13 protein-coding genes are annotated in these 14176 nt (G+C 70.0%); 7 read left to right on the top strand and 6 right to left on the bottom strand.

Annotated elements, in window-relative coordinates:
- Positions 1–14: 14 nt before the first annotated feature.
- The gene (locus AC5RV6_RS05005; protein WP_494006175.1) at positions 15–1766 is read left to right on the top strand and encodes an HNH endonuclease signature motif containing protein; all 1752 of its coding nucleotides are present in this window, start codon (positions 15–17) and stop codon (positions 1764–1766) included.
- 39 nt (positions 1767–1805) lie between these two features.
- Here AC5RV6_RS05005 and AC5RV6_RS05000 read toward each other — a convergent pair whose 3' ends face one another.
- The 3 genes from AC5RV6_RS05000 to AC5RV6_RS04990 form a co-directional block, all read right to left on the bottom strand.
- Complete coding sequence (locus AC5RV6_RS05000) at positions 1806–2393, bottom strand: dienelactone hydrolase family protein (RefSeq protein WP_494006174.1); 588 nt, start codon at positions 2391–2393, stop codon at positions 1806–1808.
- A 125-nt stretch (positions 2394–2518) separates the two neighbouring features.
- Positions 2519–2986, bottom strand: coding sequence for a ribonuclease E activity regulator RraA (gene rraA / locus AC5RV6_RS04995; protein WP_494006173.1), 468 nt, complete (start codon positions 2984–2986; stop codon positions 2519–2521).
- A gap of 142 nt (positions 2987–3128) precedes the next feature.
- A complete protein-coding gene (locus AC5RV6_RS04990; protein WP_494006172.1) occupies positions 3129–3698 on the bottom strand; it encodes a TetR/AcrR family transcriptional regulator in 570 nt (189 codons plus the stop codon).
- A 156-nt stretch (positions 3699–3854) separates the two neighbouring features.
- Between AC5RV6_RS04990 and AC5RV6_RS04985 the strand changes: the two genes are divergently transcribed.
- Positions 3855–5378, top strand: coding sequence for an MFS transporter (locus AC5RV6_RS04985; protein WP_494006171.1), 1524 nt, complete (start codon positions 3855–3857; stop codon positions 5376–5378).
- 232 nt (positions 5379–5610) lie between these two features.
- Here AC5RV6_RS04985 and AC5RV6_RS04980 read toward each other — a convergent pair whose 3' ends face one another.
- Positions 5611–6168, bottom strand: a complete 558-nt coding sequence (locus AC5RV6_RS04980; protein ID WP_494006170.1) for a universal stress protein — start codon at positions 6166–6168, stop codon at positions 5611–5613.
- Positions 6169–6533: 365 nt separating this feature from the next.
- Here AC5RV6_RS04980 and AC5RV6_RS04975 point away from each other — a divergent pair, with 365 nt between their 5' ends.
- Positions 6534–7739, top strand: a complete 1206-nt coding sequence (locus AC5RV6_RS04975) for a multidrug effflux MFS transporter (protein WP_494006169.1) — start codon at positions 6534–6536, stop codon at positions 7737–7739.
- 479 nt (positions 7740–8218) lie between these two features.
- Positions 8219–9127 carry an SDR family oxidoreductase gene (locus tag AC5RV6_RS04970; RefSeq protein WP_494006168.1) on the top strand — a complete coding sequence of 303 codons (909 nt, stop codon included), beginning with the start codon at positions 8219–8221 and terminating at the stop codon, positions 9125–9127.
- Between the two features lie 364 nt (positions 9128–9491).
- Here the strand turns inward: AC5RV6_RS04970 and AC5RV6_RS04965 are convergent, their stop codons facing one another.
- On the bottom strand, positions 9492–10652 hold the full coding sequence (locus AC5RV6_RS04965; protein ID WP_494006167.1) for a TIGR04086 family membrane protein: 1161 nt from the start codon (positions 10650–10652) through the stop codon (positions 9492–9494).
- 159 nt (positions 10653–10811) lie between these two features.
- Here AC5RV6_RS04965 and AC5RV6_RS04960 point away from each other — a divergent pair, with 159 nt between their 5' ends.
- From AC5RV6_RS04960 to AC5RV6_RS04950, 3 genes are all read left to right on the top strand, one after another.
- The gene (locus AC5RV6_RS04960) at positions 10812–11312 is read left to right on the top strand and encodes a DUF456 domain-containing protein (RefSeq protein WP_494006166.1); all 501 of its coding nucleotides are present in this window, start codon (positions 10812–10814) and stop codon (positions 11310–11312) included.
- A gap of 97 nt (positions 11313–11409) precedes the next feature.
- Positions 11410–11862 (top strand): DMT family transporter, encoded by a 453-nt coding sequence (locus tag AC5RV6_RS04955; RefSeq protein WP_494006165.1) that lies wholly within the window; start codon positions 11410–11412, stop codon positions 11860–11862.
- Complete coding sequence (locus AC5RV6_RS04950; protein WP_494006164.1) at positions 11862–12182, top strand: DMT family transporter; 321 nt, start codon at positions 11862–11864, stop codon at positions 12180–12182. Before AC5RV6_RS04955 ends, AC5RV6_RS04950 begins: the two co-directional genes overlap by 1 nt.
- A 210-nt stretch (positions 12183–12392) precedes the next feature.
- Here AC5RV6_RS04950 and AC5RV6_RS04945 read toward each other — a convergent pair whose 3' ends face one another.
- A complete protein-coding gene (locus AC5RV6_RS04945) occupies positions 12393–13994 on the bottom strand; it encodes a S10 family peptidase (RefSeq protein WP_494006163.1) in 1602 nt (533 codons plus the stop codon).
- Positions 13995–14176 lie beyond the last annotated feature (182 nt).

Raw genomic sequence — 14176 nt, 5'->3', positions numbered from 1 at the left:
GAAAGACTTGGCGTATGACCAAGCGGGGAAGCGGCCGGCAGGACAAGGAACAGGCAGTCCTTTTTGATGCCTCGGCCGTGTCCGCAGACGCTTCGGCCGCGGCCGGCGCCGGGCTCGGTTCCGGTCCCGAGCGGGCCGCTTCCAACGCCCCGAAGCCCGACACCGTTTCTGCCGTCTTCCAGGCCTGGCCGGAGGACGCCGAGCGAGAAAAGAGCGGGAGCATTCGGGTGGCTGGAGGGACTGCCCGCAGTGGGGGTGGTGAAGGCGCAGACATGCCGGACGGCCTGTCGGGAGAGCTGTCCCTGCACGGACCGGGGAGCCTGGATTCCGCTGAAGCCGTGGCGACCTTGGAACGCCTGAACGTGCTGAACGCCTGGGTGCAGGCGCAGCAGGCGTTGGTGGTGGCCCGCGTGGAGGAGCTGATGGCGCGTGCTGCCGAGGTCGAGCGGCTTCCGGAGAAGGACCGTCCGCGCAGCGCCTTCGACCTGACGGCGGCGGAAGTCGGTTCGGTGCTGCAGGTGCCGCACGTGACGGCGCAGCGGGTGGTGGCTGAGTCCGGCCTGCTGGTTCGTCAGCTGCCCTCGACGTTGCCGCGGTTGTCGGCCGGCCAGATCACGTTTTCCCACGCGCGGGTGGTCCTCGATGAGATCCGTTTCGTGCCCGCCGACGACGCCAAGGGCTTCGAAGCCGAGGTGCTGGATGCCGTCAAGGACCGGACGGCGGCCCAGCTGGCCCGCAAGGTGCGGGTGATGCGGGAGCGCCGATATCCGGAGACCGTTCCGGAACGCCACAGTGACGCCTTGTCCAAGCGGCGTGTGTGGTTGGAGCCCGCCGCTGACGGGATGGCATCGCTGACTGCGCTTCTGGCTGCCGAGAAGGCCCAGGCCATGTTCAACACCTTGACCACGGCCGCACGGGCGCGGCGAAGGGCGGGCGATCATCGAACCCAGGACCAGCTGCGTGCAGACCTGTTTGCTGCGTCCGTGCTGGGCCGCCGGCCTGCTGTGGACCCTTCCGGCGGCGCTGCCGGGGAGGGTGCGGCCGGCGGTGCGGGTGCGGCCGGGGGCGCGGGCGTCGCTGCAGGGGTGGGTGACGGTACATACGCCGGGGCTGGCGGCGGCGGTGCGGGTGCGGGCGGGGCAGCTGACTCGGGCGAGTGGGCCGACAAAGCCGATTGGACTGACGGCCCGGAAGACCTGCCGGGAATGCGTACCGAACTGATGGTCATCATCAGTTCTGAGACTCTTCTGGGCGCTGACGACCGGCCCGCTGAACTCAACGGCTACGGACCGATCAGCGCTGATGCCGCCAGGCGACTCATCCGGACGGTCAGGTACTGGACGGGTTTGGTGCAGGACTCCGCGACGGGGGAGATTCTGGCGGTGGGGCGGCGCCGTAAGGTTCCGGCCGGGCTGGCCCGGTGGCTGCAGGCCCGTGATGGAACCTGCCGCTTTCCGGGCTGCAGCGTCAACGCCGTTCGGGCCGGCATGGAGATTGACCATACGGTGCCGTGGGCCCACGGCGGAGCCACCGAACACGGCAACCTCGAGTATCTCTGCCCGAAGCATCACCGGATGAAAAGCCAGGGTTTCTGGAAGGCCGAGCAGAATCAGCCCGGCGACGTGGAGTGGCTGTCTCCTCTGGCCCGCCGTTACGGCAGCGAACCTCAGCTCAAGCTGAAACCGCCTCCCACAGCGGGCTCAGGGCAAGAGCCCGCTGCTCTGCCCAGCGCCTCCGGGGCTGAGGACATCCCGCCACCGTTCTAGGCGATCCGGGCCGGCCTCCGCGCGACGACCGCAAACGGATCAGTTCGACGCGTCCGCCCGCGCAAGCAGGTCCAGCACCCGTGCGGTCAGGGCGTGTGCGGCGTCGGCGTCGTAATCGGGTGAACTGATGTCGGCAAAGAAATGCCCGCTCCCCGGGTACAGCACCAGTTCTCCCTCGGCCGCCGTCTCCACCAGGTTCCGGGCGGCGTCGAGATCGCCCTCCTCGACGAAGACGGGGTCCTCGGCCATGGCGTGGACCTGCAGCGGCACGGTTGCAGGCCATGTATCGGCGTAGGCACCCGGCGGCAGGCAGGAACTCACCAGGACGGCGCCCCTGGCCCTGGCTCGAGTCTGTGCCAGGCGCTGCGCCGGCATCACGCCGAGCGAAAAGCCGATGTAGACCAGCTCCGGAGGCAGCCGCTCCGCCATCCGCACCCCCAGCGATTCGAGCACATCGAAACCGATGTCCTGGGCGTAATCGACGCCCGCCTCAAGGGTGGAGAAGGTCCGGCCGTCATAAAGATCCGGAACGGTCACCATGTGGCCGGCATCCCGCAGCACGTCGGCGAACGCGTCCACTCCGGGCGTGAGGCCCAGAGCATGATGAAACAGCAGCACATTGGCCATAAGGGTCCCTTCGGGGTCGAGCGATGGTTCCACCCTCCACCCTCTCAGAGCGGTGGGCACCGAGCAGCGACCAGTATGCAGAGCGCAGAGCGGAGAAAGCAGGAAGCGGACAGCTACGCGCTCAATCAGCGCTCGACCAGAATGCCGTCCTCGTCAGCCCACAGCATCGCCCCGGGCCGGAAGACGACGCCGCCGAACTCCACCTGGACGTCGATCTCGCCCACGGACTCCTTGGCGCTCTTGCGCGGGTTGGAACCCAGCGCCTTGACCCCCATGGGCAGCTTCGCCAGCGCGGCGCGGTCCCTGATGGGACCGTGAATCACGACGCCGGCCCAACCGTTCGCGACTGCAGCCTCGCCGATCATGTCGCCCATCAGGGCGGTATTCATCGACCCGTCGCCGTCGACCACCAGAACAGCCCCATCGCCGGGGGAGTTTAGGGTGGACTTCACGAGCCCGTTGTCCTCGAGGCAGCGGATGGTGCGGATCGGGCCGGAAAAGCGGGTTCGCCCACCGAGGTCCTGGAACTGGAGCGACACCGAGGCCAGGGCCTCACCCTTCTCGTCATACAGGTCTGCTGTGCTGATATCCATGCGCTCTACTGTGGCAGAAATCACTCAGCGACTGCTGCTGCGACGCGGGTGCGGGCGGCATCCCGGCCGCTGGGGGAGGGGGTACACGCTGTCGCGTTTACCCGGTGGCGTTATCTCCCGTTGGCGTTAACCCCGGTTGCGTTTACCCCTTGGCGGCGGCAGCAGCCTGGGCTTTCAGCAGGTCCACGACCTGCAGCAGCTGCTGCACGGATGCCTCCGAGGATCGATCCTTGTCCTGCGGCCACCCGCCCGGCAGGCCCTCGTTGTAGTAGAGCCCGTCGCCAAGGAGCACGATGGCCCGGGCAATGACGGGATCGCCGACCTCCTGGTGCACGAGGTCGTACCAGCTGCGGTGGATGCTGCGCAGCAGGTCGGATGCCGCCGGATCGTTGGCCTGCGCCAGGCGCACCACTCCGATCAGTGCCCGGTCCAGCTCGCTGCCCACATAGACCGACTCGCGCACCAGATAGCGGGAGGGCCCGTCGGCGTCGGCCGCCATTTTCTGCAGGTCCAGGTCGGCAAGCTCGCGCAGCTTGGCAATCAGCCCAGCAGCCAGCGCTTCCTTGTTCTTGAAGTGGTACAGCAGTCCGCCCTTGGAGACTTCCGCCAGTGCGGTGACGGCGTCGAGGGTCGCTCCCCGGGGGCCTTCATTGATCAGCAGGTCCTCGTAGGCAGCGAGAATCCGCTCCCGGGCAGGTGTGGGCGACGTCATGGAATTTAAGGTACGCCATCGATGCTGTACAGTCTAGACGGTACAGTAACGGTTTGGCCCCACGAGAGCGCCCGAAAACCGTTGCTGACTTTCCCCTTAATGGCACGTCAACAGGCGTGTCCGGAAGACATCACAGACGTGAGGAATGGAGGACTCGTGCTCGCGGTGCAGGAAGCTCCCCGGCTGCAGCAGCAGTCCGCCGGCAAGCGTGAATGGCTTGGCCTGGCGGTGCTCATGCTGGCGGTGCTGTTGGTTTCGGTGGACAACACGGTGCTCAGCTTTGCGGTGCCCGCCATCTCCCAGGCCCTGACGCCCACGGGCACCCAGCTGCTGTGGATCATTGACATCTATCCGCTGATCCTTGCCGGTCTGCTGATCCCCATGGGTTCGCTGGGCGACCGGATCGGGCGACGCCGGATCCTGATGCTCGGCAGCGCCGGGTTCGGCCTGGTGTCCGTGGCGGCCGCGTTCTCGCCCACCGCGGAAGTGCTGGTGGGCGCCCGAGCCCTGCTCGGCTTCTTTGGCGCCATGCTCATGCCGGCCACCCTGTCGCTGATCCGCAACATGTTCGTCGATCCCTCCCAGCGTCGCATCGCCATCGCCATCTGGGCCGCCGGCTTCTCCGCCGGCGCTGCCCTGGGTCCGATTGTCGGCGGCGTGCTGCTCGAACACTTCTGGTGGGGCTCCGTACTGCTGCTGGCCATCCCTCTGCTTGTGCCGCTGCTGGCCTTCGGCATGATCCTGCTGCCCGAAAGCCGCGACCCGGAGCCGGGGCCGGTGGACCTGGTCAGCATCGGGCTGATCATGGCCGCCATGTTCCCCGTGGTGCTCGGCATCAAGAACTTCTCCGGCTACGGACTGGGGGTCGAGTCGCTGCTGCCGATCGGCGTCGGCATCGTCTTCGGATTCCTCTTCGCCCGCCGCCAGCTGGCCCGGCGTTACCCGATGCTGGACGTGCGGCTGTTCCGCAACCCGGTGTTCACCGGCTCCATCACGGCCAATCTGCTGAGCCTGTTCGCCATGGTCGGCTTCATCTACTTCCTCTCCCAGCACCTCCAGCTGGTGCTCGGCATGAGCCCGCAGGAAGCCGGCGTCTTCATGCTGCCCGGCCTGCTGGTGACCATCGTCGCCGGCCTCGCGGTGGTGCGGCTGGTGCGGCACGTCCGGCCGGTCTATGCCGTCGTCGGCGGCCTGCTGTTCAACGCCGCCGCGTACACGCTGGTGATGCTCACCGGACAGGAGTCGCTGCTCGGCCTGGCGGTGGCGTTCATGCTGCTGGGCGTCGGCGTCGGCGCGGCGGAAACGATCTCCAACGACCTGGTGCTCGCCAGCGTTCCGGCAGCCAAGGCCGGAGCGGCGTCGGCCATCAGCGAGACGGCCTATGAGGTGGGCAGCGTGCTCGGCACCGCCATCCTCGGCACCATCCTCACGGCCTCCTACCGCTCCGGAGTGATGCTGCCCGACACGCTCAGCCCCGAGCAGCAGGCTGCCGCCGGCGAAACCCTGGGCGGCGCCGTCGAAACCGCCCGGGCCCTGCCGGCCGACGTCGCCGGACCTCTGCTCGAGACGGCCAAGGCTGCGTTCGACTCCGGTGTCGTGGTCACCTCGGCCATCGGCGTCGCGGTGATGCTGTTCGCCGCGGTGCTCAGCGCCTTCCTGCTCCGCCGCGCGCGCAGCTAGCGCGGCGGGGCGGGGCGACGCTCGGGTCCGGCCGGGCGACGACGGCTGGCCGGGCGACGACGGCGGCTGGTCCGGCCTGGCGGAGACGGTGCGGCGACGGCGGGCGGCCGGTTGACTGGCGGCGGCGGGTGGCCGGTTCGCCGGTCGGTCGGGTGGCGGCCGGCTGGCGTCCTCCTGACCGCTTCACGGCCCCTCGGCCCGTTCCTGGCGGGTGGTGGAGGGGCTGCCCGGTTTAGTGCCTGACCCGGCGTCGACCGTGCACGATCAGTACCGGACAGCGGGCGTGGGACGCCGCCGCGGTGCTGACCGATCCGAGCAGCAGGTCACTGATTCCGCTGCGCCCCTTGTTGCCCACCACCAGCATTTCGGCCTGGTCGGACGCCTCCACCAGCACTCTCGCGGCCTGCCCGCCGACCACGGTCTTGCGCACGCCCTGCGGCTCCGGCTCGCCGTAGACCTGTTCGACGCATTCCTCCAGCAGCCCGACAGCCTCGGCGCCGGGAGAAAGCTCCGACGACGCCACCGGCACGGCCATCGCCACGGGATACTCCACCACCGTCAGGGCATGGACGGTGCATCCCAGTTTTCCGGCCAGCCGCCGGGCTGTGCGCAGCGCGACGATCGACAGCTTGGAGCCGTCGACCCCCACCACGATTTCCGGCAGCTGCCCTGCCTCGGGCGGCTGCTCCGTCAGCTCCGGCCCCGGCTGCCCCGAAGCCGCGGAGGCATGCTGTCCGGCGGAAACGGGAACGCCGCGCGGCCCGGTGCTGTCTGGCTGTGCTGTCTTCACGTGTCTCCTCCGGTACGGTCACGCGCTGGCGGCCACAGGTGCCCGATGTCGTCCCAAAAGTCTGCGCTGTCACTTCCGCTTCGACCAGAGACGACGGCACTGCCGGGGTCTCCGAAGTCCTAAAGCGTTGGGGGACGGGTGCGCGGCTACACCAGTTCGGGTTCGGGTTCGTGGGTGCACGGGTGAGTGCACGGTGGGTGCGTTGCTATGCGGAGATGCGGAGATGCGGAAGCGCGGAGGTGCGGAAGCGCGGAGGTGCAGAAGCGCGGATGCGCGACCCGCGCGGCGTGGGTGTTCGAGCGCGGGCGGGTGGGCCCGCCGTCATGATCCGAAACTGAGGAGGCCGCGAGCATAGGATCAGGTCCATGCCTGCACTGCCCTTCGGCCGGCGCGCGGTTACGGCGCTGACGCCCGGACTCTTCCTGGCGCTGACGCTGCTTTCCGCCACCGGACCCTTCGCCACCGACCTCTACCTTCCCTCGTTTCCGGAGATCGGCCGCGACTTTTCCGCAGGCGCCACGGGGGTGCAGTTGACCCTGACTGCGTTCCTGCTCGGCATGGCGGCCGGACAGCTGTTCTTCGGACCGGCCTCCGACAAGTACGGCCGGTATCGGCCGTTGCTGATCGGTTCGGCCGGTTTTGTGGCAGCTTCGGTGGCTGCTGCCCTGGCTCCCAACCTGGCGGTGCTGATCGGAGCCCGGCTGGTGCAGGGACTGTGCTCCTCCGCCGGAGTGGTGATCGCGCGGGCTGTCGTCTCGGACCTGACGCACGGGCCCCAGGCGGCACGGACCTTCAGCCTGCTCATGACCATCGGCGGCGTCGCCCCGGTGATCGCGCCCACTGTGGGCGGCCTGCTCGCCACAACCCTTGGGTGGCGCGGCGTGCTTTGGGTGCTGGCCGGACTGGCCCTGCTGATGTTCGTCTGCGTGGTCTTCGTCCTGGGCGAGACCCGACCGCACGGGCAGCGCAGCAGCGGGTCCCCGTTTGCCGGCCTGCGGCAGGTGCTGCACAGCCGCCGTTTCCTCGGCTATGCCCTGCTGTTCGGTTCGACCTTCGGCGTGCTCATGGGCTACATCTCCGCCTCGTCGTTCATCTACCAGAACCTGATCGGCTTCACCGCGGCGCAGTACGGCTTCGCCTTCGGGCTGAACGCCCTTGGCCTGGTGACCACCGGCTACGTCTCCTCCCGTCTCGCAAGGAGGGTTCCGCCGCGGCGGACCGTCACAGTGGCCGTCCCCGTGCTGCTGGCAGCGTCGGCCGCCGTGCTGGCCCTGGCGCTCTCGCCCGCACCTCCGCTGCTGCTGGCCGTGGCCATCTTCTGCGCCGTCGCGAGCATCGGCTTCATCATGGGCAATACGACAGCCCTGGCGCTCGCCGAGGTGCGTCACACCAGCGGCAGCGGCTCGGCCGTGCTCGGCGGCGGCCAGTTCCTCATGGGCGCCCTGGTCTCACCGCTGACCGGACTCGCCGGCGAAAGCAGTGCCGTGCCGCTGGGCATCGTGATGACCTGCGCGGCGCTGCTGGCTGCCATTGCGCTGTTTGCGACCCGGGACCGGTCCGCCCGCACATGACCGGGCTGCGCGCCTGCTCGGAGATGCCGGGTGGTCGGCGGCCGCCGACGTGCCACCGGGCCCGCCCTGCTCGCCGCGGGCCGGACTTGAGCCGCCCACCCGCCGGCCGCCTGGACCCGCCGGCCGCCTGGACCCGCCGGCCACCCGGCGCCGCCGGCCAACCGGCGCAGCCCGCCGCCCGTCGTCGCCGGCGCCGTGCCGCCCGGTGCAGCCCTGCCTGCGTGCCACCCGGCCCAGCATGCCGCCCGTCGTCGCCCGGCGCAGCCCGCCGCCCGTCGTCGTGCCGCCCGGCGCAGCCCGCCGCCCGTCGTCGTGCCGCCCGGCGCAACCCGCCGCCTGTCGTCGCCGGCGCCGTGCCACCCGGCCCGCCACCGCCGCCCCGGGCCGGACTTGAGCCGCCCACCCGCCAAGGCGTAGGGTACTAAGCATACTTACAGTAGTAAGTGGCCCGAGAGGACATCTACCGAAAGGTGGCATGAATGACCAACGGCAACTCGACTGATCAGTACACGTTCCAGGATCCGGTGACCCGGTACCCGAAGATCGCTCCGCCGGAGCAGGACCAGTCCGAACCCGGTCTGGACAAGGACATGACCCCTCATGTCGACCACGGCGAGGACACCTACCGCGGCACCGGCCGGCTCGAAGGACGCAAGGCGCTGATCACCGGCGGCGACTCCGGCATCGGTGCGGCCGTGGCCATTGCGTTTGCCCGTGAAGGCGCCGACGTCGCGATCTCCTACCTCCCCGAGGAGGAGCCGGACGCCCAGCACATCGCCGAGGTGATCGAAAAGTCCGGCCGCAAGGTGGTGAAGCTGCCTGGCGACATCAAGGACGCCGAGCACTGCGCCCAGCTGGTCGAGGACGCCGTCGCCGGTCTGGGCGGGCTCGACATCCTGGTCAACAACGCCGGCAAGCAGGTCGCCGTCGACAACCTTGAGGACCTGTCCGACGAGCAGCTGGACCACACGTTCAAGACGAACATCTACTCGTTCTTCCGGATCACCAAGGCTGCGCTCAAGCACCTGAAGCCCGGCTCGAGCATCATCAACACCACCTCGATCCAGGCCTACATGCCCTCGGCCAACCTGCTGGACTACGCCAGCACCAAGGCGGCGATCAACAACTTCACCAAGGGCCTGGGCCAGCAGCTGGCACCCAAGGGCATCCGGGTGAACGCCGTCGCGCCCGGCCCGTTCTGGACTCCGCTGCAGCCGAGCGACGGCCAGAACAAGGAAGACCTGCCGGAGTTCGGCCAGAGCGTCCCGCTGGGCCGCGCCGGTCAGCCGACCGAGCTCGCCCCGGCGTACGTGTTCCTGGCATCGCCCGAATCCAGCTACGTGATCGGCGAAACGCTGAACGTCAACGGCGGCACCCCCAGCCCGTAGCGGGCGACGGCGGGCGGCACCGGCTGCGGATACCCCAAGTCCGTACTGCGTGCGGCTGGCCGGCACACCCCACCAGGTCTATGCCGTGGAAAGCATGAAGGGCCGGCATTCCGGAAACGGAATGCCGGCCCTTCGGCGTGTGTGGGCCCATGGATGGCCTGGATCCCTCCGGTTCGGATCCTGCCCCTCCACTTTGTCCGTTTCCTCCGTCTGGAACTGGAGGAAAAGGCACAAGGTGGAGGGGACCGCGTCGAACTGGAGGGGGCTGCGGGCCGGAGCGGGACCGGGGCAGGGCAGGGACTGTTGGATCCCGGCCCTGCCCCGGTTGGTCGACGCGAGCAGCCCCGAAGCAGCTCCCGCCGGGTCAGCGCCGGCCGTCGTCCACCGGGCCGAAGTCCGCCTTGTCGATCCGGCGGTGGTACCGCATGCCGGCCAGGCCGCCCAGCAGTGCGCCGACCAGCGCCACCGCCAGGGACAGGCCGACGGCCAGCCAGGTCATCGGATTGATCTCGTCAAAGGACTCCGGCAGCGGCGCGAGGGCGTTCGCCTGGGTCAGCGCGCTGATGTCGTTGCCGAAGATCAGCCCCAGAACGATGACGACGGCGGAAATGATCAGCCCCCAGATCCACACTGCCAGCCCCTGCTTCAGGCCGTTGAAGCGGGCCATCCGTCCGGCAACGTAACCGCCGGCAAAGTAGGCGATCAGCAGCACCGCCAGCGCGATGATGACACCGGCAATGCCGGCGGACTGGTCGGTCCCCACCTGGTTCAGGGCCTGCCCCAGGTCGGCATTGTTGGACAGCCCGACGGCGGCCGCAATCGCCGCGGCGAGTGCCGAGAGCAGCACGAGCATCCCGGTGGCGCTGAGCCAGCCAAAGAACGCCGCACCAAACTTCATCCCGCCGAAGGCCTCCTTCTCCCGCTGCAGGAGCGACTCCCGGTTGGGAGCGCCGACGGCGGCGTCCCCGGCGTCCCGTCGACCGTCACCGTCATCGCGGCCGCGACGTCCAGCCGAAGCCCCGGCGCCCGCCCCTGCGGCTCCGCCGAGCACGGCTCCGGCACGACCCCCGCCGGAGCCGCGGGCCCCGCCGTCGGCCGCGGAACCGGCGTCGTCCCGGTAGCCGCCGTCGCGCGGATCCCGTTCCGCACTGATGGATGACGAGCGGGTGTCCCCGCCGGCCTGGGGCATGGCCCGGGTCCGGTCCCGGTCGGACATGCGTTCGGTGGGGGAGTCGGCGCCGCGGCGCTCCTGCGCTTGATCGGGAAGCCGCCGGGTGGCGCCGTCGTGGGCGTCCTCTTCCTGGAATGCGCCGTAGTCGATGTCGGTGTAGCCGCCGTCCGCAGCCCCGGCGGGCACGTCGTTGTCAGCGGCCCGCCGTCCCGTTGGCCGCCCCGTGTCCGCGGGCGGTTCGGCGACATGGGCGCCCGCTCCTTCCGGGGGCAGCGCCTGCGTCGCGTCCGGGTCCGGGTTGCGGCCCCGCCGGTCCCCGCCGCCGTTCCGGCCTCCTGTGGCATCCGAGCTCATGGTGTCCTCCTTGGCAGTGTGCGGTGACTGTCTGGTAGTCAGCAACCTTACTATTGACGGCGGTGAAACGGGATGTCTGCCACGGAGCGGCCCGGGATTCGGCCCTGCCCGGACGCTGCCGCGGGAAAGGTGCGCTGCCGGTAATGCGAGACTGGGGAGATGGACGCCGACCTGATAGTGACCCTTGCCGCCGGAGTGCTGATCGCCGTCGGCGTGGCCGGTATCGTGGTGCCGGTGCTGCCGGGCAGCATCCTGATCCTGCTGGCTTTCCTCGGCTGGGCGATCGGAGTGAGCAGCGGAGCCGGCTGGTGGTCGTTCGCCTTCGGGGCGCTGTTCGCACTCGCCGGGATGTCCGCCAGCGCGGTGCTCACCGGCCGGAAGCTGAAACAGCGGCAGATCCCCAACCGCTCGGTGCTGGTCGGGCTCGTGGCCGGCGTCGTCGGCATGTTCGTCATCCCTGTGGTCGGCCTGGTGGTCGGCTTCGCCGGCGGGCTGCTGGCCAGCGAATTCGTGCGCCAGCGGAACCTGGGCGCGGCGGCGTCGTCGAGCTGGGCCGCCCTGAAAGCCACCGGCCTCGGCATGCTGGCGGAGCTCGCGCTCGCGTTGGCCGCCGGCACTGCGTGGATCATCGGCGTCTGGGTGCACTTCGCCACCCGCTGAGCTTTCGGCGCGCGCTGACCTGGTGCCGGAATCGAAGACGCCGGCACCGCAAATGCCGGCACCGCACGACCCAAGGAGGTGCCCCATCAAGGGCTGGATGATGCTCTGCGCCGCCGTCGCGGCCGAAGTGACCGGATCGCTGACCCTCAAGGCGGCACTGGAGATGCCGGGCCTGTACGCGGTGACCGCCGCGGGTTATCTCACGGCTTTCATCATGCTCGCCGGCGCCCTGCGCGAGGGCATGCCGCTCGGGGCCGCCTACGGCTTCTGGGCGGCCAGTGGCGTCGCCCTCACGGCGGTGCTGTCGACTGTCATCTTCGGTGAACCGATGACCTGGGTGATGGGCGCGGGCATCGTGCTGATCATGGCCGGCGTGCTGTGCGTCGAACTCGGCTCGCAGGCGGCAGCCGGCCGCGCGGAACCGGCCGCCAGCGGCAACCGGCACGACGTCGACAGCACCGGAAGCGGCGACGGCTCCGGGAGCAGGCGCGACGGCGGCGACGACGCTCACCGGGCGCCCGGCTCCGGCCAGGCGGAAGGAGCGCACTGATGCAGTGGATCCTGCTCGCCGTCGCGATCCTTGCCGAGGTCGGCGCAACGCTGTCCCTCCGCGCCGCGACATCCGGCTCCCGGCGCTGGTACATCGCCGTGGTGGCCGGCTATCTGGCGGCGTTCAGCCTGCTCGCCGTCGTCCTCGCGCTGGGGATGCCCCTGGGCATCGCCTACGGACTGTGGGCGGCCGCGGGCGTGGCACTGACAGCCGTGCTCAGCCGGGTCATCTTCAAGGAACCCTTCACCTGGGTGATGGGGGTCGGGGTGGCGCTGATCGTCGGCGGCGTGCTGCTCGTCGAGACCGGCGCGGCGCACTAACCTGCCGAGCGGCCCCGGCAAGGTCCCGGCCGCCCGGCCCCGGACCCACCACGGCCCGCCGGATCCGCTGCCGGTTTGGGCGGCCGCTGCCGGCGCGCAATGGCAGCAAATGCACAAACCGGCAGCGGGAGCCGGATCGCGACGCCGCCCGCCCAGCGCCCGCCCACTACCGCGCTGGCGCCGCCCGCCCGACGCCGCCGCCCGCCCCGGCTACCGCGGCGCCACGAACTCCGCCAGCGCCGCCAGCTGCGCCCGCCGGGCCTCCGGCTGCACGTACATCATGTGCCCGGCCTCGTAATAGTGATGGGTGAACCTCGCCCGCGCCTCGTCGGTCAGCCGCATGTGCGCCCAGACGTACTCGGCGGCGAAGTGCGGCGTCGCGCCGTCGTAATACCCGTAATCGACGTGCACGCGCAAGGTCGGGTTGTGTGCCATCAGCCGCTCGAGCGTCTTGGTGACATCCACCGGCACGCCCTCGAACTGGCGGTAGCTCCACGGCTGCACCCGCCCGCTGAGCACCTCGTAGGGCAGGTCGTTCTCGTAACCGAGCTCGGCGCGCAGGTAGTGGTTGATGGCCGCCGCGTAGGGGCCGTTAATGGCGGCGAGGCTGGGATCGTCCCAGTTGATCGAGGCCTGCGGATCCTCCGCCGGCGCCGTGAACCGTCCGTCGATCCGGCCCACCGACAGGTGCTTCTCCCGCAGCAGCTCGGCGGAGAACTGCGAATAGTCCCAGCGCAGGTTGGTCCGCCGGATGAATCCCGGATCCAGGGTGGTGAGCTCCGCCAGCCGCGCCACCACGCCGTCGAACTCCTCCGCGGACATCCGCGCGCCCTGGGTCAGCGCGTAGCCGTAGTCGCGGGCCGCGTACTCCTCGGCCTCGCGCACGACGTCGGCCAGCTCCCGGCCGGGATGCCGGCCGTGATAGTGCGCAATCGCCGCGTAGGTGGGCAGGTGCAGTGCGTACGGAGTGTCCCGGCCCGGCGCGAAATCCAGGGTGGCCATGTTCAGCACCGTGGAAATCAGCCCCAGCCCGTTGACCGCCATCCCGTACGCCTCGAACAGCCGGCCGGCGACGGCGACCGCACGCAGCGTCCCGTAGGACTCGCCGACCAGGTACTTCGGGCTCAGCCAGCGGTTGTTGCGCGTGGTCCAGAGCCGGATCACCTCGGCCACCAGGTCCCGGTCCTGCTCGAAGGCGTGGAACTCATCGGCCTGGCTGCCGTCCACCACACGGGAGAATCCGGTGTTCACCGGATCGATCATCACCAGGTCGGCATGCTCGAGCAGGGTTTCCGGATTGTCCGTCAGCCCGTAGGGGGCGGGAGTCAGGGCGCCGACGTCGCCGGAGTCCACCAGCCGCGGGCCGAGCAGGCCCAGATGCAGCCAGACCGATGACGAACCGGGCCCGCCGTTGAACGCAAACACCACCGGGCGCGGGTTGGGGGAGGACACTCCCTCGGCGGGGTCGCGGTCCGCGGTGTAGGCGGCCAGGAAGATCTCCGCCTTGGGCCGGAAGCCGTCCGCCAGACCGTCCTTGGTCTCCTCGCGGCGGAACACGATCCGCCCCGTGGTGGTGGTGTAGGCCAGGCCGGAGGGCAGCACGTGCCGGCGCACCGTCAGGTCGTCGCTGACCTGGGCGGGCCCGACGTCGGCCGCTCCGGTGCCGCGGCCCGGTGCTGCCTGCGGGCGTCCCCCCGATGAGGAACCGGAACGGGCCGCGCCGGCGTTGTCGCCGGTTGGAGCGGAAGGACGGACGGCGTCGCCGGATCCGGAGGCAGCCCCGGCATCGGGGGCAGGCAGGTGCTCAGACATGGCGACAGCCTAGCCGGAGCGGAGGACCGGTGAATGGCGGTGCGTCGGCGTGACGGTCACCGACCCCGCCGCACCAGCAGGCGCCTGATACACGCCGGTCGGTGTCATGCAAGGCAACCGACAGAAAGAAGTCATAAGCTTGCTGATGACCCTTCCCCCGGGCGGGGCGCATGGCTAGGTTG

This window comes from Arthrobacter saudimassiliensis (assembly GCF_059090665.1).
Note: the sequence above shows the minus strand (reverse complement) of the source record. Positions and strands in the feature narration are given on the sequence as shown.